This window comes from Planomonospora sp. ID82291, assembly GCF_015711645.1.
In the GTDB taxonomy this organism is placed as follows: Bacteria; Actinomycetota; Actinomycetes; order Streptosporangiales; family Streptosporangiaceae; genus Planomonospora.
In genome coordinates, this window is record NZ_JABTEX010000004.1 from 400,749 (window position 1) to 422,037 (window position 21,289).

The following is a 21,289-nucleotide window of genomic DNA, read 5'->3' on the forward strand; positions in this document are numbered from 1 at the left end:
CTTACAGGGTCAGCGCGGGGGTGCGCTCGGGCGGCGGGAGCGGGGCGGCGCCCAGGGTGGCGGCGGCGGGGCCGCGGCGCACCAGGCGGGCGATGAGCAGGTAGTCGACGACCGCGAGCAGGCCGAGCACGCCGGTGAAGGCCGCCAGGGACATGGTGATCATCGCCGGGGTGAGGCCGGGGGACATCGCGTCGGCGACGGTGAGCCTGCCGTACACCAGCCAGGGCTGGCGGCCGGCCTCGCGGGCGAGCCAGCCGAGGATCGCGGCCAGGAACGGCAGCGGGGTCATCAGCATCACGATCGGGTGCGCCCACCGCCAGCGCGGCAGCCAGCGGATGACGGGCAGCAGCACGAACAGCACGACGAGTTGGAGCAGATGTCCGATCATGATCATGAAACCGAGTCCGACCCCGGCCAGGGGCGTGTCGAACTTGCCCGGCTGGAGCTCCCCGACCGGGCCGAACTGGGCGTAGCCGAAGCCGACCGCGAGCACGGTGCCGATCGAGGCGACGGCCACGCCCAGCCGGAGGGACGTGGTGAAGAACTCCTGCTCGGCGGTCCGGCGGAACAGCTGGTAGGCGCTGGCTCCCATGATCACGAATCCGCCGGTGAGCAGGGCCGCACCGATCACGTGGGGCAGGGCCATGGCGAGCATGGGGTTGGTCGGCACCGCCCCGAAGTCCTCGACCACGAGCCGGCCGCCCCGCTCCACCGCCCCGGCCGGGTTCTGCAGGAAGGCGTTGGCGGCCATGATCCAGAAGGCCGAGGCGTAGGCGGTCAGCGTGACGACCCAGATGCACGCCAGGTGGAGCCGGCGGGGCATCCGGTGCCAGCCGAAGATCCACAATCCGAGGAACGTGGACTCCAGGAAGAAGGCGGCGAGCGTCTCGATCGCCAGCGGTGCGCCGAAGACGTCTCCGGCGTAGTGCGACAGCCCGCTCCAGTTCAGGCCGAACTGGAACTCCATCACCAGACCGGTGACGATGCCGAGCGCGTAGTTGATCAAGTAGATCTGACCCCAGAAGCGGGTCATCCGCTCGTGGACCGGCTTGCCGCCGAAGGTCCACAGGGTCTGCATGACCGCGACGAGGGGGGCCAGGCCCAGTGTCAGCACGACGAACAGGAAGTGGAGACTCCCCGTCACCGCGAACTGCGTCCGGGCCAGGTCGAGTACGTCCATGGCGTCGCCTCCATCAGATGACTGTCTACCTATAGGCACTCTACATGTAGAGAGCCTACATGTAGGTCGTCTATGCGAGAGGTAGGGTGATGGGCGTGAACACCGACGCGCTCCGCGGGCACATGGACGCCCTGCTGCTCTCCGTCCTGGAGCACGAGCCCCTGCACGGATACGCGATCATCGAGGCGCTGCAGGCACGCAGCGGCGGCGCGCTCAGCGTGCCGACGGGCACGGTCTATCCGGCGCTGCGCAGGCTGGAGCAGGCGGGATACCTGGCCGGCGAGTGGGCCACGGTGGGCGGGCGCAAGCGGCGCACCTACCGGCTGACCGCGGCGGGCCGTACGGCCCTGGCCGGAGAGCGCTCGGCCTGGCGGGAGTTCGCGGGCGTCATCGGCAGCGTGCTGGAGCCGCGCGCCACCAAGTGAGCGCGCCGCCCCGTACGGCCGGCGTGCGCTCGCCCGCCCGGCTCACCCGGCCGCGGCCCGCCGCCGGGTGAGCGAGAGGCAGCGGGTCGCGCAGTAGAGCTGCAGGCCCCAGCATCCGTAGCTCACCACCGAGGCGGCGAGACCGGGAGGGTAGCCGGAGAAACCGGCCGGTCCGTTCGAGCCGTACATCAGGGCCGCGCACAGGACGAGCATGACCGGCATCATGGCCCAGACGAACAGCGCCAGCGCCCGGGTGACCAGCCGGGGCCGCCGGATCCTGCGCCGCCCCCGGCCGAGCGCGAGCAGCGCCAGCGCGCCGAGCACCCCGATGACCATCTGTGCGGCGTCCACGGCGCGGGCCACCGGCACGAACCAGCCGGGCCAGGCGTGGTAGGCGGCCGGCGCCGTCGGGAACAGCTTCCAGATCGCGGTCCACATGACCGCGGTGAGCGGCACGGCGAGGAAGAGCAGGGCGGCCAGCCTCCGGCCCGCGGCGACGGACAGCTCCTCCTGGTAGCCCGGGGCGATCTCGTGGACGGCGCCGAACTCCTCGACCGCGGCCCGCTCGGCCTCGGTCCGCTCCAGGCCGCCGTCCTCCAGGGCCTCCGCGGCGTCGAGCAGGCTGTCGCGGGCCTCGGCGACCAGGTCGAGCCTGAGCCCCCTCGGCCCGCGGAGCGCAAGGCCGAGCTCTGCGACGTAGTCGTCGATGACTCCGGCGTCCACCCTGTCTCCCTGGTTCTCCCCGCTCGAGCGGTCCCCCGTCCACGGGCGCCCGGCGCCCATGATGCTCCCCGCCCGGCGCCCGCACATCAGGGAGGACCCTGATGCGTCCCCGGATCCAGACCAAGGGCAGCCAGTGTTGCCATGGACCGGTCGACACGATCTGCCAACGTTTTTCCATTTCACTATTCGTCCACCTATAGGGGGACGTTGGGAGATCAAAAGACCTCTACGCTCCTGCCCATGCGTGCTTTATCCCGGGCGTTCGCCGCCCTCGCGGCCGTCGGCGTCACCGCCGCCGGCGTCGCGACCCTCACCACGACCCCGGCCCTGGCCGCGCCGGGCACCGTCGTCATCAGCCAGGTCTACGGCGGCGGCGGCAGCGGCGGCGCGCCGTTCGCCAACGACTTCGTCGAACTGTTCAACCGCAGCGCCGCGCCCGTCTCCCTGGACGGCTGGTCCGTCCAGTACGGCAGCGCCACCGGCACCGGCACCTTCGGCTCCAACCTGGTGCCCCTGTCCGGCACGCTCGCGCCCGGCCAGTACCACCTGCTCCAGCTCGCCGGCGGCGCGACCGGCGCCGCGCTGCCCGCCCCCGACGGCACCGGAGCCGTCAACATGAGCGGCAGCGCGGGCAAGGTCGTGCTGGCCCGCTCGGCCGACGGCCTGGCCTGCAACGGCGGCTCGGTGCCCTGCACCCCCGAGCAGACCGCGCTCATCGCCGACCTCGTCGGCTACGGCACCGCCAACTACGCCGAGGGCGCCGCGGCTCCCGTCCTGTCCGCCGCCACGGCCGGGCTGCGCAGGGACCACGGCTGCGCCGACACCGACGTCAACGCCGCCGACATCGAGGCCGCCGTCCCCGCGCCGCGCAACCGGGCCACCGCTCCGGCTCCCTGCGGCGACGCGGAGCCCACGCCCACCCCGACGGCGACGGCCACCCCGACCGCGACCCCGACCGTGACCCCGACCGCCACGCCGTCCCCGACGACCGCGCCGTGCGAGACCCCCGCCACCCACCAGATCGCCGAGGTGCAGGGGAGCGGCGACGCGAGCCCGCTCGCCGGCAAGACGGTCCGGGTCGAGGGCGTGGTGACCGGGGACTTCCAGGAGCCGAACCAGCTCAGCGGGTTCTTCCTGCAGGACCCGACCCCGGACGCCGACCCGGCCACCTCCGAGGGCCTGTTCGCCTTCGCCCGCTCGTCCTTCACGGACGTCGAGGTCGGTGACCGCGTCCTGGTCACCGGCAGGGCCGTGGAGTTCAACGGCTGGACCGAGCTGTCGCCGGTCACCGCCGTGGACGTCTGCGGCACCGGCACGATCAGCCCGGCGAAGCAGCGCCTGCCGCGTCCCGAGGGCGCCACCTTCGAGCCGGTCGAGAACATGCTCGTCACCTTCCCCGAGCCGCTCGCCGTCAGCGACCACTACAACCTGGCCCGCTACGGCGAGATCAACCTCTCCTCCGAGGGCCGGATCTACCAGCCGACCGACCGGCCGGGCGCGAGCGCCGCGCTGAACGCGCGCCGCACCCTGCTCGTGGACGACGGCTCCGGTGCGGAGAACCCGCCAGCCGTCCCGCACACCGACCCGCGCGCGGTCCGGCTCGGCGACACCACGCTCGGCGTCACCGGCGTGATGGGCTACGGCTTCGGCAAGTACCGCCTCCAGCCGACCAAGCCGGTCCGCTTCCTGCGGACCAACCCGCGCCTGCCCAAGCCGTTCCCGGTGGTCGGGAACGTCAAGGTGGCCAGCTTCAACACGCTCAACTGGTTCACCACCCTGGGCTCGCGCGGCGCGAGCACCGCCGAGGAGCAGCAGCGGCAGCTGGCCAAGCTGGTCGCCGCGCTGAAGGGCATGGACGCCGACGTCGTCGGCCTCATGGAGGTCGAGAACAACGGCCAGACCGCCGTCCAGGCCCTGGTCGACGCGCTCAACGCCGAGGTCGGCGCGGGCACCTACGCGGCGCTGGCCCACCCCTACCCGGGCACCGACGTGATCCACGTGGCGATGATCTACAAGCCGGCCAGGGTCCGGCCGGTCGGCGCGGCGCAGTCCTCGACCGACCCGGTCTTCCGGCGGCCCCCGCTGATCCAGACCTTCCGCCGCCCCCAGGGAGGCCAGTCGTTCACCGTCCTGGTGAACCACTTCAAGTCCAAGGGCTGCGACGAGGACGCCACCGGCGCCGACGCCGACGCCGGTGACGGGCAGAGCTGCTACAACGGCGAGCGCGTCCGCCAGGCCCGGGCCACGCTGGACCTGATCGGCAGGCTGGACCTGTCCGATCCGCTGGTCCTGGGCGACCTCAACGCCTACGGCGAGGAGGACCCGATCGACACGCTCGAGGCCGGCGGCCTGACCAGCGTGACGAAGAGGTTCGTCCCCGCCCCGCTGCGCTACAGCTACCTGTTCGAGGGTCAGGTCGGCGAGCTCGACCACGCGCTGGTCGGCGGGCGGCTGCTCAAGCGGGTCACCGGCGCGACGATCTGGCACATCAACGCCGATGAGGCTAGGTTCCTAAGTGCGATAGGTCAAGGTCACCGGGATGACATGCACGAACCCAACGCCTTCCGGGCCTCCGACCACGACCCGGTCATCATCGGTCTGACTCTCCCTGGAGGCAGGGGCTAAGCGTGGACATCGACTCGTTCACAAGGGATCTCGCTCCGTTGTCTCCGGCGGAGCGGGTTCGCTCCCTCAGCCATATGTACCGCGCCATGCGGGCTGTGGCCGATCAGTTGGGGGAGGAGCTGAAGGAAGCCGCCAAGGCGTGTGTGGATGAGGACGTAGATCATGCCGCGCGGGTCTTGGACCTTCCTCCTGATGTGATCGCGCGGTTGTCCTTGGACCCTGACACGCCGGATGTGGCGCTCCTCCGGAGAGGACTGAGGGCCGTCAGCAAGCTGCCTGATCTCTCGTTCGACGGAGTGTGTGATGCCGCAGACGCCTTGGCCATTCAGGAAGCTTCTGATGAGGCGATCCGGGAGATTGTCCGTGGCCGTGCAAAAGTAGCCGCAGGTGGCCGGGTTGAGGTCACCGCTGGTGGCCAGTTTTAAGTCCCCACGCCCTCGTGTGCTTGCCGGTGTGTCGTGGGGCGGGCATGCCCCTGAACGGTGATCGTGACGGTGTCAGCCAGTCACAAGATCACCGTTCAGAGAGTCTGCCGGGCCATGAAATCTTCGGGGGAAGTCATGGACATCATCGCCGCCTACCGTGAGGTAGGCACCTATCGTGGAGCCGCGCAGATGTGCGGCACCACGCACAAGACCGTCAAACGCATCATCGACAAGGCCCTAGCTGACGACAAGGCGCCGCCCCGCAAGCAGCGCGAGCACAACTACGAGGGCCTTCCCCCCGAAGTGTGGACACCTTGAGTGCCGGATGATGGAAGTCCGGAGACGAGGAGTTCCACGTGGCGATGAAGTCGTACTCGCCGGAGTTCAAGGCCGACGCCGTCGCGCTGTACCTGTCTGACCCGACGCGGACGTACGCGTCGGTGGCCCGGGACCTGGGCCTCAACCGCGAGACCCTGCGCTTGTGGGTGAAGGAGTCGCGGGCCACCGGTTCTGCCCCCACGACCGCGGGGCCGACGAAGAAGCAGGCCGGCGGGCCGGTATCGTCCGACGCCGTGTTGGAAGAGGAGAACAGGCAACTGCGGGCCCGCATCCGGGAACTGGAGACCGAGCGGGACATCCTGCGCCGGGCGGCCAAGTATTTCGCGGGCGAGACGAACTGGTGAGCCGCTTTCAGTTCGTCGCCGACCACCGCGGCGCCTTCGGCGTCAAGCGGCTGTGCCGGGTGCTGGGGGTCTCGCGCTCGGGCTTCTACCGGTGGCAGAGCGCCGCTCCCGCGCGCGAAGCCCGCGCTGCGGCGGATGCCGCGCTGGCCGAGGAGATCAAGCAGATCCATGGTGAGTTCGACGGCACTTACGGCAGTCCGCGCGTCACCGCCGAGCTGCGTGGCCAGGGCATGAGGATCAACCACAAGCGCGTCGAGCGCATCATGCGCCGGTTCGGCATCGTCGGGCTGCACTTGCGCAAGAAGATCCGCACCACCGTCACCGAGCCGTCCGCGTCCAAGGCGCCCGATCTGATCAGCCGGGACTTCACCGCGCCCGCGCCGAACCAGCGCTATGTGGGTGACATCACCTACCTGCCCCTGGCCGACGGCGCGTTCCTGTACCTGGCGACCGTGCTCGACCTGCATTCACGCCGCCTGGCGGGTTGGTCGATCGCTGATCACATGCGTACTGATCTGGTCGTTGATGCGCTGCGGGCCGCCGCTGCGACCCGGGACGGCCTGGACGGAGCGATCTTCCATTCCGATCATGGCAGTCAGTACACCTCGCACCGGTTCGCCGAGGTCTGCGCCGAGCTGGGGGTGCATCAGTCGATGGGAGCGGTTGGCAGCAGCGCCGACAACAGCGCTGCCGAGGCGTTCAACGCCTCGCTCAAGCGCGAGACCCTGCAGGGCGCCCGGTCATGGCCCTCGGCCTGTCAGGCCCGTCTGGAGGTCTTCCGGTGGATCACTCGATACAACACCCGAAGGAGACATTCCGCTCTCGGTCAGCTCAGCCCGATCGACTACGAGCAGACGTCCGATAAGGTGCTGCTCGCCGCATGACAGCCGGTGTCCACACTTCGGGGGGAACCCCCCGACGCGGTCGCCCGGCTGGTGGCCGACAAGGTCACCGCGACGCACGGGAAGATCTCGGCCAAGCGGCTGCTGCCGCTGGCGCAGGCGGCCGGCTACGGCGGCTCAGCGCGTAACTTCCGGCGGCTGGTCGCGAAGGCGAAGAAGGCCTGGAGGCAAGACAATCATCGCGGGCGGCGCCCGGCCATCTGGGCCCCGGGCGAGATGCTGGTCATCGACTGGGGCGACGCCGGAGGCGGGCTGCACGTGTTCTGCGCGGTGCTGGCCTGGTCGCGGGTGCGGTTCGTGCGGTTCGCCGACAACGAGCGCGCTGAGACCACCCTGGCGCTGCTGGCCGAGTGCTTCGAGACGCTCGGCGCCGTGCCCAAGGCGGTGCTGGCCGACCGGATGGGCTGCCTGAAGGGCGGCGTGGTCGCCAACAAGGTCGTCCCCACCGCCGACTACGTCCGCTTCGCCACCCACTACGCCTTCCGTCCCGACTGGTGCGAGGCCGCCGATCCCGAATCGAAGGGCATCGTGGAGAACCTGGTCGGCTACGCCAAGCGGGACCTGGTCGTCCCGCTGGAGCCGTTCGAGGACCTGACGGTGGCCAACATCGCCGCCCGAGCGTGGTGCGCCGAGGTCAACGGCGTGACGCATTCGGAGATCTGCGCCGTCCCGGTCGAGCGGCTGGCCACCGAGCGGCAGGTGATGGGCGCGCTGCCGTCGCTGCGTCCGGTGATCGGCAAGGCGCCGCTCACGCGCAAGGTGGACAAGCTGTCGTGCGTGCGCTTCGGCTCGGCCCGCTACTCGGTGCCCACCCGGCTGATCGGTGCTCGTGTCGCGGTGGTCGAGGCCGATGGGCGGCTGCTGGTGACCGACCTGGCCACCGGCGAGATCGTCGCTGAGCACGCGCCGGTCGCGCCCGGTGAGGCGGCGGTCTGTGATGAGCACTACGGCGGGCCCCGGCCCGCGCCGCGTCGCGCCGCCCGGCCCCGCACCCCGGCGGAGAAGGCGTTCCTGCAGCTGGGCCCGGTCGCCGAGGCGTGGTTGAGCGGCTCGGCCGCCTCGGGCAACACCCGTCTGGCCGCCGACCTGGTCGAGCTGGCCGCCCTCGGCGCGGCGCACGGGGACGCCGCCCTGGTGGCCGCGCTGGAGCGCGCCGCGTGCTTTCGCCGCTGGCGGGCCGAGGACGTGCGCTCGATCCTGGCGGCCGGGGCCGGCGTCCCGCAGCCGACCGCTGCCGGGCAGGCACTGGTGATGGCCCTGCCCGCCGTCCCGACCCGGTCGCTGGCCGACTACGCCCTGGAGCGGATCGGAGAGGCCGGATGAGCGCGCCCGCCGTTCCCGCGCTGCCCGGCGACCTGGACGCCGCCCTGCGCCGCCTGAAGCTGGCCGCCATGCGCCGTCTGGCGCCCGAGCTGCTCGTCACCGCGCGCACGCAGCGCTGGAATCCCGAGGAGTTCCTGCGCACGCTGCTGGAGGCCGAGCTGACCGCACGGGATGCCTCCAACGTCCGCACCCGGATGAAGGCCGCCGCCTTCCCGGTGATCAAGACGATCGAGGAGTTCGACGTGGCCGGCTCCTGCATCCCGCGTGCGACGTTCGACTACCTGGCCTCGCTGGAGTGGATCCGCGCGAGCGAGAATTACTGCGCCATCGGCCCGGCGGGCACGGGCAAGTCCCACAGCCTGGTCGCCTTCGGCGTCGCGGCCGTCCAGGCCGGGCACAAGGTGCGCTACTTCACTGCGGCCGAGCTGGTCGAGACGCTCTATCGGGGCCTGGCCGACAACTCCGTCGGCCGCGTCATCGACAACCTGCTCCGCAACGACCTGGTGATCATCGACGAGGTGGGGTTCGCCCCGCTGGACGATACCGGCGCGCAGCTGTTGTTCCGGTTCGTGGCCGCCGCCTACGAACGTCGTGCGCTCGGTATCGGCTCGCACTGGCCCTTCGACCAGTGGGGTCGTTTCCTGCCCGAGCACACCACCGCCGTCAGCCTGCTGGACCGGCTCTTGCATCACAGCGTCGTCGTGGTCACCGAGGGCGAGTCCTTCCGCATGAAACAGGCACGAACCCGGACAGGCGGGCGCCCGGCCAAGAAGTAGTCAACTTCAACGGGATGGGGACCTCGACCCGGCCACCAGCGGCGACACGCACTTGGCCGTTGACACTCTGCACAGTACTTCTCGCAGATGTCGCGCTGGCGCTGCGGGCTCGTCGTCGTGTCCGTCATGTTGGACAGGCGGATCACGATCAAGGCTCGGTTGCCGTTCGTGCTGCTCATCACGGCGGATCGTAGAGCCTGCTTGCGTGGGGGCAACGGTTCTCCTGTGTTCGTCCCCTGATCATCCGAATCGGGGAGACCCTACGCGACGGGTGATCCATCGCAAAGCGGAACACGGACGAGCCCAGGGCGCTGGACTACAACATGGAGTACAACCCGCCGGGGCTGTACCGGCCCGACGCGTTCCGCTCCTCCGACCACGACCCCGTGGTCATCGGCCTGACCCTGCCGGGCGGCAGGGGCTGAGCGGACGTCCGAACGCCCGGGTGCCGTCCCCGCGGGGCCGGTGGCGGCCCCGCGGGCGGGCGACCGGTTTCCCGGGGGCGCGGGGGGATGGAATGCTCAGCGCGGGTATGCGGTTATGCGAGCCGTACAGACGCAGACACAAGAGGAGCCAGTGGTGGCGACCATCGAGGTAACCGAGAAGAACTTCAACGAGATCGCCGACCAGGGGATCGTCCTGCTGGACTTCTGGGCGGCCTGGTGCGGGCCCTGCCGCACGTTCGGCCCCATCTTCGAGAAGGCCTCCGAGAAGCACGGCGACATCACGTTCGGCAAGATCGACACCGAGGCGGAGCAGGCGCTGGCACAGGGCTTCGACATCACCTCGATCCCCACGATCATGGCCATCCGCGACGGCATCGTCGTCTTCGCCCAGCCCGGCGCGCTGCCCGCCCCGGCGCTGGAGGACCTGATCACCCAGGTCAAGGCGCTCGACATGGACGAGATCCGGGCCGAGCTCGCCAGCGAGCTGGGCGCCCAGCAGAACTGACGGCCGGCGGCGGGCGCCCGCCCCGGGGGCCCGGCGGTGACGTCGGAGTCGGGCCGGTGCTCCGGGGCGGGACGACGCCGGTGCGTCAGACCGACCGGTAGAGCTCCGCCACGCGGAAGGCGAGGTCCAGCGACTGGCTCCGGTTCAGGCGCGGGTCGCAGGCCGTCTCGTAGCGCAGCGCCAGGTCGCCCTCGGCGATCTCGTGGCCGCCGCCCACGCACTCGGTGACGTCGTCGCCGGTGAACTCGATGTGGATGCCGCCCGGGTGCGTGCCGAGCGCGCGGTGCACCTCGAAGAAGCCGACCACCTCGTCCAGCACGTCGTCCAGCCGGCGGGTCTTGTGGCCGCTGGGCGCCTCGAAGGTGTTGCCGTGCATCGGGTCGCAGATCCAGGCCACCTGGGCGCCGCTCGCGGTGACCTTCTCCACCAGCTCGGGCAGGTGCTCGCGGATCTTCGACGCGCCCATCCGGGTGATGAACGTCAGCCGGCCCGGCTCGTTGTCCGGGTTGAGCTTCTCGATCAGGGTGAGGGCCTCCTCGACCGTGGTGGTCGGGCCGAGCTTCACGCCGATCGGGTTGCGGATGCTCGCGAAGAACGCGACGTGCGCGCTGTCGAGCTGGCGGGTGCGCTCGCCGATCCAGACCATGTGCGCCGAGACGTCGTACGGCAGGCCGGTCCGGGAGTCGATCCGGGTGAGCGCCTGGTCGTAGTCGAGGATGAGCGCCTCGTGCGAGGAGTAGAACTCGACCGTGTGGAACTCCTCCGGGTCGGCCCCGCAGGCGTGCATGAAGGCCAGCGCCTGGTCGATCCCGCGGGCGAGCTGCTCGTAGCGCTTGCCGGCCGGGGACTCCGCCACGAAGTCCTGATTCCAGGCGTGCACCTGGCGCAGGTCGGCGTAGCCGCCCTTGGTGAAGGCCCGGACCAGGTTCAGCGTCACCGCCGAGGAGTGGTAGGCGCGCAGCAGCCGCCAGGGGTCGGGGGTGCGGGACTCGGGGGTGAAGTCGAGCCCGTTGACCATGTCGCCGCGGTAGGCGGGCAGCTCCACGCCGCCGCGGACCTCGGTGCCCTTCGATCTCGGCTTGGCGAACTGCCCGGCCATGCGGCCGATCTTCACCACGGGCACCTTCGCCGCGTAGGTGAGGACGATGGCCATCTGCAGCAGGGTCTTCAGCTTGTTGCGCACGTCGTCGGCGGTGGCTCCGGCGAAGGTCTCGGCGCAGTCTCCGCCCTGGAGCACGAAGGCCTCGCCCCGTGCCACCGCCGCCAGGTGCGCCTTGAGGCTGTCGCACTCTCCGGCGAACACCAGGGGAGGCAGCCCCTCGAGCTCGGCGACGACCTTCTTCAGCTCGTCGCGGTCGGGCCATTCGGGCTGCTGAGCCGCGGGCAGCCGCCGCCAGGAATCCAGGTTGATGCTCACGCCCACCAGGCTATTGCAAGCGGTCGGGCGGACCGGCCGTAATGTCCACGGACTGAGAAGGTCTTTCCCCCTGGTGAGACACCGCCGGGGTCCTCACGTGCTCGGCGAGCACGCCCATGCCGATGAAACGGCGGGCCGCGGCGCCGATCAGCGGGAGGCGGGCCAGCGCGGGAATCCGTACCGGCCGGGCGGGTTCCGACAGGGCGGGCCGTATCACCCGGTTCTGGACGAGGCGCTGGGCGAACTGGGTGACCGCCGTCGGCGGGGTGCGCCGCCGCTGCACCCGGGCGAGCAGCGACTCGGGGATCTCGCCCCCGGCCAGCAGCGGCCCCGCCAGCAGGTTCGCGGCGGCGACCGCGTCCTGCACGGCCAGGTTGATGCCGACGCCGAAGACCGGGGACATGGCGTGCGCGGCGTCGCCGATGACCAGCAGGCCGGGCCGGTGCCAGCGGCGCAGCCGGTTGAGCGCCACCGACAGCACGCTGACGTCGTCGAAGTCCTCGATCAGGCCGACGCGGCCGGCCAGGTACGGCAGCATCGCGGCGACCGGCCGGCGGAGCGCGTCGATCCCCCGCTCCCGCAGGGCGTCGAAGCCGCCCTTGGGGATGACGTAGGCGAGCTGCCAGTAGGTCCCGCGGTCGATCGAGACCATCAGGTGGCCGGTGGAGGCCCGCAGGAAGGTCTCGTCGGGGTCGGACGGCTCGCGGGGCAGCCGGAACCACAGGACGTCCATCGGCGCGCCGTACTCGGCGGGGACCAGCCCGGCGGCCCGGCGCACGTCGGAGCGTCGGCCGTCGGCGGCGACGGTGAGGACCGCCCGGAGCTCGTGCTCGCCCCCCGGGTCGCGGTAGCGGACCCCGCGCACCGCGTTCCCCTCCCGGATCACGCCGGTGACCTCCGCGTTCATGACGAGCTCGAACCCGGGGTACCGGGCGGCCGCGGAGGTGACCAGGTCGAGGAAGTCCCACTGCGGGACGAACGCGATGTAGCGGTAGGGGCCCTTCAGCCGGGACAGGTCGGCGACCGGGACCGCGGCGTCGTCGGTCCTGACCGTCAGCCGGTACGCCTTGCGGTGCGGGATCCGGTGGAACTCCTCCGCCAGGCCGAGCTCGTCGAGGATCTGCAGGGTCGAGGGATGGACGGTGTCGCCCCGGAAGTCGCGCAGGAAGTCGGCGTGCTTCTCCAGCAGTGTCACCCGGACGCCGGAGCGGGCCAGCAGGAGGGCGAGCATCGCCCCCGCCGGGCCGCCCCCGGCGATCACGCACGTGGTCCGGTTCGTTCGGCTCATAATTCATCACCCATTGAAATTGTCGCACGGGTCGCGTCCGCAGGGAAGGGGGGATCCTGTGTCCCGGCCCGCAGGTCCGCCGGCTCATGGAGATGCCGGATCGTACGGATAGTCGGTTACACCTGGTTACGAGGGGGTAACGCTAAGAACGAACCGTCATCGGGGGGATGAGAAATGATCAGCATGCTTCACAGGATGGGTGTGAAGTCCGGCATGATGTACAGCGCCGGGATAGCGTCGATCGGCCTGTCGTTCGCGACGTGGTGGGCCTCGAAGAACAAGGAGAACGCGGGCCTCGACCGGGCGGACCGCTGGGGCATCTTCGTGGGCGAGTGGGCGCCGACCTTCTTCGCCATGGGAGTCGCGCTCCGCATCGAGGAGACGCACCGCGACCTTTCGCAGAGCGGTGAGCGCGAGATGCTCGACGGCACCTACGCCGAGAGCAGGATGCCCTCGCACGCCAGGGTCTGAGTCTCGGCGGCGGATACCGGCGGGCGGGCCGTCCCCTCCTCGGAGGGGACGGCCCGCTCCTGCGTCCGCCCCCGGCGGCCGGGGTCCGGGACCGTCTGCGTTCCGGGACCGTCTGCGTTCCGGGGCGCGTCCGGGGTGTCAGGGGCGGGACGGTTCAGCGGGCCGAGACGACGTCCAGGGCGCGGGCGAGGTCGGCGACGGCGCCGTCGCGGATCGGGGCGTAGTCCTGCTCGGGATACCGCCGCGGCCCGCTCTCGACGATCAGGATCAGATCCAGATAGAGGCGGTAGAGCGCCATCCGGACGCGGGCGCCGTCGTCGAAGGGCACGACCCCGCCCGCCTCGCGGTAGCCGGCCACGATCGGGGCGTCCTCGGCCAGCTCACCGAAGATCGTCGGCGTGACGAAGTCGGCCAGCGGATCGCCCCAGAACGCGCGCTCGTGGTCGATGATCGCCTGGACGCGGGGGTCGCCGCCCTCCGGGGAGACGAAGACGTTGCCCGGCCAGACGTCGAAGTGCACCAGGCGGGGAGTGGTCACCTCCTCCAGGGCCTCGGCGGCGGCCTCGACCGCCGCGGCGACGGCGGCGGCCGGGACGGGCAGCGGGACGGCGTAGCGGCCGGCGTCCTCCAGCACGGCGCCGACCATCGCCAGGAACGCCGCCCGCCAGGTGGGGCCGGTCAGGCCGGCGTGCGGGTAGCCGTACGTCTCACCCGTCACCGTGTGCAGCCGGGCCAGGTGGGCGCCGACCTGGTGCCAGAGCGGCTCGGCGGGCAGGTGCCCGGCGCGGTTCCAGGCCGTGCCGTCCAGCGCCGACAGGACGAGGTGGTCGCCGCCGAGCACCGGGTCGTCGAACCCGGCGTGCAGCAGCTCGGGTCCCGGCAGCACGCCCGTACGGTAGACCATGGCCTCGGCGCGCAGCAGGTTGCGCTCGTAGCGCAGCTGCTCCAGCTCGGGCGGGGGCGAGAGCTTGAGCACCACCTCCCGGTCGTCGTCCAGGGTCAGCCGCCACACCGCGTTGGCGAACCCGTCGCTCAGCTCGGCGGAGGAGGCGACCCCGGCGCCCAGGGACCGCCGCAGCAGCGCGTCGAGCTCGGCCGGGCCGAGCCGCCGCTTGGTCCTGCTCTCCATCGCCCTATCCCTCCAGCGGCGAGATCGTCCAGGAGGCCTCGGCCTTCTCGCCGGGCTGGAGCACGATCAGGTCGGTGCCGGAGTTGAAGGCGTCGGGCGGGCAGGTCATCGGCTCGACGGCCAGTCCGGCGTGGTCGAGGGCGCTGCCGGTGCACACCTGCACCCACGGCATCTCCGCGGCCCGCCAGCGCATCTCGACTCCGCCGTCCGGGCCGCTCACCCGGACCCGGACGAGGCCGTCGGCACCGGGCAGCAGGCCGGTGAAGGCGTGGTCCACGGCGGTGCCGCCGACCGGGCGGGGCGCGGTGAAGTCGTACGGCGTGCCCGAGACGTCCTCCAGCGAGCGGGGGAGCAGCAGGTCGTCCACGAGCAGCACCCGCTCGGCGGGCAGGTGCAGCTCGTACTCCTCGACGTTCCCGCCGGCCAGCAGCCACGGGTGCGGGCCGCAGCCGTACGGCGCGGCGGTCTCACCGGTGTTCTGCGCCGTCAGCGTCGTCGTCAGCCCGTCGGGGGACAGGGAGTGGAGCACCTGGAGGGACAGGGTGAACGGGTAGCCGGGGACGGGGCCGACCGTGTGCGCCAGCCGTACGGAGTCACCGGGGTCACCGGGGTCACGGCCGTCCTCCACCGCCGCCCAGGCGGCCTCGGCGACCAGCCCGTGCAGGGCGTGGCCGCGGTCCTCCTCGTTGACCGGGAGCCGATGGGTCTCGCCGCCGAAGGAGTAGGAGGCGCCGCCGACGCGGTTGGGCCAGGGGGCGAGCAGAGTGCCGCTGTAGTAGGGCGTCGGCCCGTCGGCGGGCCAGCTCGTCACCAGGTCGCGCCCGCCGTGGCGGAGCAGCCGCAGGGCCGCGCCCCGCTCGGTGATCTCGGCGTGCAGCGTGCCGCTGCGGAGGGTGAACTGCCGGGGCAAGGGGGATCCTTTCGCGTGGCCGGGCGGGAGAGCCGGGGGACCGGCGCGCGGACGGCTCCTCAGGCGGAGTCCCGCTCGACCAGGTGGGTGTCCAGTATCACCACGGGCTGCTCCAGGTGCTCGCCGTTGATGCGGGCCACGAGCAGGTGGGCCATCTGGCGGCCCATGGCCTCGGTGGGCTGGTGCACCGTGGTGAGGCTGGGGGAGGAGTGGACTCCGGCGGGGGAGTCGTCGAAGCCGATCACCGCGACGTCGCCGGGGATCTCCCGGCCCTCCTCGCGCAGCACCCGCATCGCGCCCAGCGCCATCGGGTCGGAGGCGGTGAAGACCGCGTCGATGTCGGGGTTGTCCGCCAGCAGCCCGCGCATGGCGAGGATGCCGCTCTCCTCGCTGAAGTCGCCGTAGGCCACGATCTCCGGCACGCCGGTGGCGAGCAGGGCGTCGCGGTAGCCCGCGAGACGGTCGACGCCCACGCCCATGTCCTGGGGACCGGCGATGGTGGCGATCCTGCGGCGGCCCTTGGCCAGGAGGTGCTTGACCGCCTGGCGGGCGCCGGCCCGGTTGTCGACGTCCACGTAGCTATAGGGGGTCAGGCCGATGGGACGGCCGCCGATGACGGTCGGCACGCCCATCGCCTCCAGCCGGCCCGGCAGCGGGTCGGCGCCGTGCAGGGAGATCAGCAGCACGCCGTCGACGTGCTGGCCGGTCAGGTAGAGCTCCAGCCGCTCGTGGTCCTGCTTCGACTGGGCCATCGCCAGGATCAGCTGCAGGCCGGTCTCGGACAGCGCCGAGCCGATGCCGCGGATCGTCCCGGCGAAATAGGGTTCGTCGAAGACCCTCAGCTCCGACTCCGAGACCACCAGCGCGATGGTGTCGGTCCGCCGGGTGACGAGTGCCCGCGCGGCCCGGTTGGGAACGTAGCCCAGCTCCTGGATCGCCTGGTGCACCGCGTCACGGGCCCTCTCGCTCACTTTCGGTGAACCGTTGATGACCCGTGACACCGTGCCGCGGCCGACGCCGGCCAGGGCCGCGACCGCCTCGAGAGTCGGACGACGGTCGCCGTTCATCTGCTTCGCCCCCATGGGTAATGTGCCGCCCTTATTCTGCCGGACCGCTCAGGCCTCCGCGCCTGATGGTCTCGGCATACCAAAGAGCGCTCTCCTTGGGAACTCTCACTTGCGTGTCGTAGTCGACGTGCACGAGACCGAAGCGCTTGCCGTATCCCCAGGCCCACTCGAAGTTGTCCATCAGCGACCAGGCGAAGTACCCCTCGAGCGGGACGCCCGCCTCGATCGCGGCGTGGCAGGTGCGCAGGTGGGCGGCGAGGTAGTCGCGCCGCTCGTCGTCCCGCACGGCTCCGTCGTCGGTCATGACGTCGTCGAAGGCGGCGCCGTTCTCGGAGATGACCAGCGGGACCGCGGGGTACTCCCGGGCCACCCGGACCAGGAGCTCGTAGAGGCCGGAGTCGTCGATCTCCCAGCCCATGGCCGTGACCGGACGGCCGCCCTGGACGAACGAGACGTGCTCGCTGCCGACCCACGGGGAACCGGTGTCGGTGGGCGCGGCCGCCGCCGACGCCGCGCCGCCGGGCGTGCCCGAGACGGTGAAGCGGCTGTAGTAGTTGATCAGCAGCATGTCCAGCGGGGCCGAGATCACGTCCAGGTCGCCGTCCTGGGCGAAGTCCGCCATCGCGCCGAAGTCCTCCAGCACGTCGGCGGGGTAGGAGCCCTTGAGCAGGGCGTCGAGGAAGAACCGGTTCTGCAGGCCGTCGATGCGGCGCGCGGCGTCCAGGTCGGCCTCGGAGCCGGTCTGCGGCGAGATCGCGTAGAGGTTGACGCAGCCGCCGATCCGGGTGTCGGAGCGCTGGGCGCGCATGGCCTCCACGGCCAGGCCGTGCGCGAGCAGCAGGTGGTGCGCGGCGCGCAGGGCCTGGGCCGGCTCGCGCCGCCCGGGAGCGTGCTCGCCGGAGGCGTAGCCGAGGAACGCCGCGCACCACGGCTCGTTGACCGTGCTCCAGTTGCGGACCCGGTCGCCCAGGGCGTCGTGCACGAGGGCCGCGTAGTCGGCGAAGCGCTTGGCCGTGTCGCGGGCGGGCCAGCCGCCCGCGTCCTCCAGCGCCTGCGGCAGGTCCCAGTGGTAGAGCGTCACCCAGGGGTCGATGCCCCGGGAGAGCAGCTCGTCGACGAGCCTGCTGTAGAAGTCGAGGCCCTTGGCGTTGACCGGGCCGGTGCCGTCCGGCTGGATCCGGGGCCAGGAGACGGAGAACCGGTAGGCGCCGAGGCCGAGGCCGGCCATCGTCTCCACGTCCTCGCGGTAGCGGTGGTAGTGGTCGATGGCCACGTCCGCGTTCTCGCCGTTGACCACCCTGCCGGGCTGCCGGACGAAGGTGTCCCAGATGGAGGTGCCGCGGCCGTCCTCGGAGACGGCGCCCTCGATCTGGTAGGCGGAGGTGGCCGCGCCCCAGACGAAGCCGGTCGGGAACACCAGATCCGGGCTCTGAATCTGCGTATCCTGCGTTGTCACGCCTTGACCGCACCTTCCATGAGTCCGCCGACGATCTGCCGGCCGAACGCGACGAAAACGATGACGAGCGGGAGGACCGAGGCCGCCGTGCCGGTGAAGAGCATGACGTAGTCGGTGCCGTGCGCCTGGTTGAGCGCCGCGATCGAGGTCTGGACCACCGGGTTCTCCGGGTTCAGCACGATCGACGGCCACATGAACTCGTTCCAGTTCTGCATGAAGGTGAGCAGCGCCAGAACGGCCATGCCGGGCCGCACGGCGGGCAGGATCACGTTGGCGTAGATGCGCATGGTGGAGGCGCCGTCGACGCGGGCGGCCTCGACGAGCTCGTCCGGCACGGCCTGGGTGGTGTACTGGGTCATCATGAAGACCCCGAACCCGTTGACCAGGAAGGGCAGGATCACCGCCTGGATCTGCCCGGTCCAGCCGAGGTTCACCATCATCTCGTAGAGCGGGACGATGCCCATCTGCTGGAGCGGGACCATCATGGTCAGCAGGATCGAGCCCAGCAGGATCTTGCTGCCCCGGAACCTCAGCTTGGCGAAGGCGAAGCCGGCCAGGGTGGAGATGATCACCACCGAGACGGTCACGGTGGTCGCGATGATGATCGAGTTGATCAGCCCGGTGGCGAAGTAGGCGTCCTCGGTGGCCAGCAGCCGCTCGACGTTCTCGCCGAGGTGGCCGCCGGGCAGCAGCGGCGGCGGGGTGTCGAGCGCCTCGTCGTTGGTCCGCGTGGCCATGATGAACATGTAGTAGATCGGGAAGGCCGAGAGCACGAGGGCGAAGGCGAGGACGGCCTTCGTCAGCGGGCCCGCGTCCCAGATGCGGTTCGCCGCGGACGCGGGGCCCTTGCGCCGCCGGGCTTGGATCGCCGTCACTTCTTACCCCCGATGCGGCGGGTGAACGAGTAGTTGATCAGGATGCCGATGAGGATGAGCGCGAACAGCAGCCAGGCGGCCGCCGAGGCGTAGCCCATGTCGAAGTCGCGGAAGGCCTCCTTGACGATGAACATGGCCACCGTCTGGTACTGGTTCGTGGCACCGCCCGCCATCGTCGGGTTGCCCTCGAACATCACCGGCTCGGCGTACAGGGTCAGGCCGCCGATGGTGGAGACGAACACCACGAAGATGAGCGTCGGGCGCAGCATCGGCACGGTGATCTGCCAGAACTGCCGCCGGGGCGAGGCGCCGTCGAGGGAGGCGGCCTCGTAGAGGTCCTTGGGGATCGTCTGCATGGCGGCCAGCAGGATGATCGCGTTGTAGCCGGTCCAGCGCCAGTCGATCATCGTGGAGATCGCGATCCACGCGCTCCAGCTCTGGTTCTGCCACTCGATGGCCTCGACGCCGAACAGGCCGAGGAACCAGTTGATCATTCCGTAGTCGCGCCCGTAGAGCTGGGTGAAGACCACCGCGACCGCGACGACCGAGGTCACCAGCGGGAGCAGGATGCCGAGGCGGAAGAAGAGCCGGCCCCGGATGCGCTTGTTGAGCGCGTTGGCGAGCATCAGCGCCATGACGAGCTGCGGGATCGTCGAGATGATGAAGATCCCGACGGTGTTGAGCACCGCGTTCCAGAACGATCCGTCGGCGATCAGCTCGACGTAGTTGTCGAGTCCGAGGAAGGTCTTGTCGCCGGCCAGCTCCCAGTCGTGCAGGGAGACCCAGGCGGTGTAGCCGAGCGGGAAGAGGCCGAAGACGGCGAAGAGCAGGAAGTAGGGGGAGACGAGGAAGTAGGGGGTCGCCCGGAGGTCGAACCGGGCGAGTCCGCTGCCGCCGCGTCCCGAGCCCCGGTGTCCGGAAGACCGGCGGGGGCCTTCCCGCCGCGCCGGGGCGGGGGTGTCGACATTGAGGGTCATCGGTCAGCCTTTCAGCTCAAGGGCAGGCCACGGGCCCGGCGGCGGGGTCGCCGCCGCCGGGCCCGGGCCGAACGGGAGGGGTCAGCCCGCTGCCTTGGTGCCGGCCTCGACGAACTTGGTCCAGGCCTCGCCGTAGGGGATCGAGCCCTTGTCCATGCCCTCCAGCACCTTCTCCGCCGCGGTCTTGACCTGGGCGTGCTTCTCACCCAGGAAGAGCGGGAGCAGGTCCTTGACCGAGGCGCCGAAGATCTGGCCGGTCGGCGCGTCGTTGAAGAACTCGTTCTTCAGGTCGGCGACCGCCGGGTCCTGCTGGGCGGGGAGGGAGCTCGGGAAGGCGGCGGCCTCCTGGAAGGCCATGACGTGGCCCTCCTTGCCGGTGAGGTAGTTCAGGACCTCGGCGGCCTCCTTCTGGTGCTTGCTCTGCGCGGGCACCGCGAGGTAGGAACCGCCCCAGTTGCCGGCGCCGCCGGGAACCGCGGCCACGTCCCACTTGCCCTTGTTCTCGTCACCGGCCGCACCGGAGACCACGCCCAGCATCCAGGCCGGGCAGCCCATGGTGGCGAAGCCGCCCTTCTTGATCGCGGCGTTCCACTCGGGGGTGAACGAGGCGAGCTTGGCGGTCAGGCCGGCCTCGCTGAAGGACTTCACCGTGTCGAACGCGGTCTTGACGGCCGGGTTCTTGTCGATGACGAGCTGGTTGCTGGTGTCGAAGTAGGCGATGTTGCCGTTCTTCGGGCCCTCCTGCGAGAGCACCACGTTGTAGAGGGTGTTCGGGCCGTCGAGGAACTTGGGGTCGCCCTTGCCGGTGTTGGCGGCCTGGAACTTCTTGCCGGCCTCCATGAAGGCGGCCCAGTCCGGCCAGAGCTTGCCGACCTCCTCGCGGTCGGTCGGCAGACCGGCCTTCTCGAACAGGTCCTTGCGGTAGCACATGGTCATGCCGCCGATGTCGGTGCCGAGGGCGAAGAGCTTGCCGTCCTTGTTGATGCCGTTCTCCCACTTGGCGGCGGGGAAGTCGGCCTTGCGGCTGTCCAGCCCGAACTGGCCGAGGTCGGCGAAGAACTGCGGGCGGGCCTTCATGAGGCCCATCGCGCCCTCGTCGATGCCGACGATGTCGGCGGTGCCGCTGCCGGCCTGCAGCTTCTGCAGCAGCTGCGGCAGGTAGACGTCCTCGAACCGGTCGGTCAGGTTCTGGTACTTGACCTGGATGTTCGGGTGCTCGGCGTTCCACTTCTCGACGGCCTTGTCGTAGCCGAAGTTCTCGCCGCCGCCGAAGGTGTGGACGGTGATGGTGACCGGCTCGGCCGCGGCCGAGGACGCGCCGCCGCCGGCGGCGGGCTTGGACTCGCCCGAACCGCAGGACGTGATCGCAAGGGCGGTGGCCGCCATGACCGCTACTGCGGCGAGCTTGCCCTGCCGCTTGGTGTTCAACATTCCGGACCCCTCTCAGGTGGTCGCCCGAATCGGTGGGAGGTGCAGCCGCAGCCGGTCCCCGACAACCGGGCTGCGGCTGGCTGCTCTGCAAAATGCTTTGGGAGCGCTCCCACGAAGCGTGGACGATAGGCAACCTGGACGTCAATATGCCGAAACTCAACCGTTACATCTCGGTCTTAAACATCGGACATATGGCTGTTTGTAGGGATGTATATCTCAGATAGACTCTTGGGAGCGCTCCCATAACGCGACCAT

At 70.7% G+C, this 21,289-nt stretch carries 19 protein-coding genes and 1 pseudogene; 9 read left to right on the forward strand and 11 right to left on the reverse strand.

Annotation, left to right across the window (positions count from 1 at the left end; genetic code table 11):
* Position 1: 1 nt before the first annotated feature.
* Positions 2–1,180 (reverse strand): cytochrome ubiquinol oxidase subunit I, encoded by a 1,179-nt coding sequence (locus HS045_RS26295; RefSeq protein WP_196454149.1) that lies wholly within the window; start codon positions 1,178–1,180, stop codon positions 2–4.
* 95 nt (positions 1,181–1,275) lie between these two features.
* Between HS045_RS26295 and HS045_RS26300 the strand changes: the two genes are divergently transcribed.
* Positions 1,276–1,605 carry a PadR family transcriptional regulator gene (locus HS045_RS26300; RefSeq protein ID WP_196454150.1) on the forward strand — a complete coding sequence of 110 codons (330 nt, stop codon included), beginning with the start codon at positions 1,276–1,278 and terminating at the stop codon, positions 1,603–1,605.
* 42 nt (positions 1,606–1,647) lie between these two features.
* Here HS045_RS26300 and HS045_RS26305 read toward each other — a convergent pair whose 3' ends face one another.
* The gene (locus HS045_RS26305; protein ID WP_307827729.1) at positions 1,648–2,328 is read right to left on the reverse strand and encodes a permease prefix domain 1-containing protein; all 681 of its coding nucleotides are present in this window, start codon (positions 2,326–2,328) and stop codon (positions 1,648–1,650) included.
* 240 nt (positions 2,329–2,568) lie between these two features.
* Between HS045_RS26305 and HS045_RS26310 the strand changes: the two genes are divergently transcribed.
* From HS045_RS26310 to trxA, 7 genes and pseudogenes are all read left to right on the forward strand, one after another.
* Positions 2,569–4,953 carry an ExeM/NucH family extracellular endonuclease gene (locus HS045_RS26310; RefSeq protein ID WP_196454152.1) on the forward strand — a complete coding sequence of 795 codons (2,385 nt, stop codon included), beginning with the start codon at positions 2,569–2,571 and terminating at the stop codon, positions 4,951–4,953.
* Between the two features lie 2 nt (positions 4,954–4,955).
* The gene (locus tag HS045_RS26315) at positions 4,956–5,378 is read left to right on the forward strand and encodes a hypothetical protein (protein WP_196454153.1); all 423 of its coding nucleotides are present in this window, start codon (positions 4,956–4,958) and stop codon (positions 5,376–5,378) included.
* Positions 5,379–5,513: 135 nt separating this feature from the next.
* Positions 5,514–5,696, forward strand: coding sequence for a hypothetical protein (locus HS045_RS26320; RefSeq protein ID WP_196454154.1), 183 nt, complete (start codon positions 5,514–5,516; stop codon positions 5,694–5,696).
* Between the two features lie 38 nt (positions 5,697–5,734).
* Positions 5,735–6,945, forward strand: a protein-coding gene (locus HS045_RS26325) for an IS3 family transposase (protein ID WP_196454155.1) whose coding sequence is annotated in 2 segments (ribosomal slippage) — positions 5,735–6,041 and positions 6,041–6,945 — 1,212 coding nt in all. Because the reading frame shifts where the segments join, the coding sequence is not laid out codon by codon here.
* A 33-nt stretch (positions 6,946–6,978) separates the two neighbouring features.
* Positions 6,979–8,286: pseudogene (istA, locus tag HS045_RS26330) on the forward strand (IS21 family transposase); the annotation flags it as partial.
* Positions 8,283–9,062, forward strand: coding sequence for an IS21-like element helper ATPase IstB (gene istB / locus HS045_RS26335; RefSeq protein ID WP_196454157.1), 780 nt, complete (start codon positions 8,283–8,285; stop codon positions 9,060–9,062). The pseudogene istA and the gene istB, both read left to right, overlap by 4 nt.
* A gap of 579 nt (positions 9,063–9,641) precedes the next feature.
* Positions 9,642–10,013: a thioredoxin gene (gene trxA, locus HS045_RS26340; RefSeq protein ID WP_196454158.1), complete on the forward strand. Its 372-nt coding sequence runs from the start codon at positions 9,642–9,644 to the stop codon at positions 10,011–10,013.
* A gap of 85 nt (positions 10,014–10,098) precedes the next feature.
* Here trxA and HS045_RS26345 read toward each other — a convergent pair whose 3' ends face one another.
* Together HS045_RS26345 and HS045_RS26350 are read right to left on the reverse strand one after the other, a co-directional pair.
* Complete coding sequence (locus tag HS045_RS26345) at positions 10,099–11,430, reverse strand: class II 3-deoxy-7-phosphoheptulonate synthase (RefSeq protein ID WP_196454159.1); 1,332 nt, start codon at positions 11,428–11,430, stop codon at positions 10,099–10,101.
* A 10-nt stretch (positions 11,431–11,440) separates the two neighbouring features.
* Positions 11,441–12,718, reverse strand: coding sequence for an FAD-dependent oxidoreductase (locus HS045_RS26350; RefSeq protein ID WP_196454160.1), 1,278 nt, complete (start codon positions 12,716–12,718; stop codon positions 11,441–11,443).
* Positions 12,719–12,913: 195 nt separating this feature from the next.
* Here HS045_RS26350 and HS045_RS26355 point away from each other — a divergent pair, with 195 nt between their 5' ends.
* Positions 12,914–13,189 carry a hypothetical protein gene (locus tag HS045_RS26355; RefSeq protein WP_230884831.1) on the forward strand — a complete coding sequence of 92 codons (276 nt, stop codon included), beginning with the start codon at positions 12,914–12,916 and terminating at the stop codon, positions 13,187–13,189.
* Positions 13,190–13,343: 154 nt separating this feature from the next.
* On the opposite strand, the gene HS045_RS26360 is transcribed toward HS045_RS26355, so the two are convergent.
* The 7 genes from HS045_RS26360 to HS045_RS26390 all read right to left on the reverse strand — a co-directional run bounded on the left by HS045_RS26360 (position 13,344) and on the right by HS045_RS26390 (position 21,034).
* Positions 13,344–14,318 (reverse strand): aminoglycoside phosphotransferase family protein, encoded by a 975-nt coding sequence (locus tag HS045_RS26360; RefSeq protein ID WP_196454162.1) that lies wholly within the window; start codon positions 14,316–14,318, stop codon positions 13,344–13,346.
* A gap of 4 nt (positions 14,319–14,322) precedes the next feature.
* Complete coding sequence (locus tag HS045_RS26365; protein ID WP_196454163.1) at positions 14,323–15,228, reverse strand: aldose 1-epimerase family protein; 906 nt, start codon at positions 15,226–15,228, stop codon at positions 14,323–14,325.
* A gap of 59 nt (positions 15,229–15,287) precedes the next feature.
* Positions 15,288–16,295, reverse strand: a complete 1,008-nt coding sequence (locus tag HS045_RS26370; RefSeq protein ID WP_196454485.1) for a LacI family DNA-binding transcriptional regulator — start codon at positions 16,293–16,295, stop codon at positions 15,288–15,290.
* Between the two features lie 31 nt (positions 16,296–16,326).
* Positions 16,327–17,751: a GH1 family beta-glucosidase gene (locus HS045_RS26375; protein WP_307827731.1), complete on the reverse strand. Its 1,425-nt coding sequence runs from the start codon at positions 17,749–17,751 to the stop codon at positions 16,327–16,329.
* Entirely contained in the window at positions 17,748–18,626 is an 879-nt protein-coding gene (locus tag HS045_RS26380) for a carbohydrate ABC transporter permease (protein ID WP_196454164.1), read from the reverse strand. Before HS045_RS26380 ends, HS045_RS26375 begins: the two co-directional genes overlap by 4 nt.
* Positions 18,623–19,603, reverse strand: coding sequence for a carbohydrate ABC transporter permease (locus HS045_RS26385; protein WP_196454165.1), 981 nt, complete (start codon positions 19,601–19,603; stop codon positions 18,623–18,625). The genes HS045_RS26380 and HS045_RS26385 overlap by 4 nt, the downstream gene beginning before the upstream one ends.
* A gap of 81 nt (positions 19,604–19,684) precedes the next feature.
* Positions 19,685–21,034: an ABC transporter substrate-binding protein gene (locus HS045_RS26390; RefSeq protein WP_196454166.1), complete on the reverse strand. Its 1,350-nt coding sequence runs from the start codon at positions 21,032–21,034 to the stop codon at positions 19,685–19,687.
* Positions 21,035–21,289: the final 255 nt, after the last annotated feature.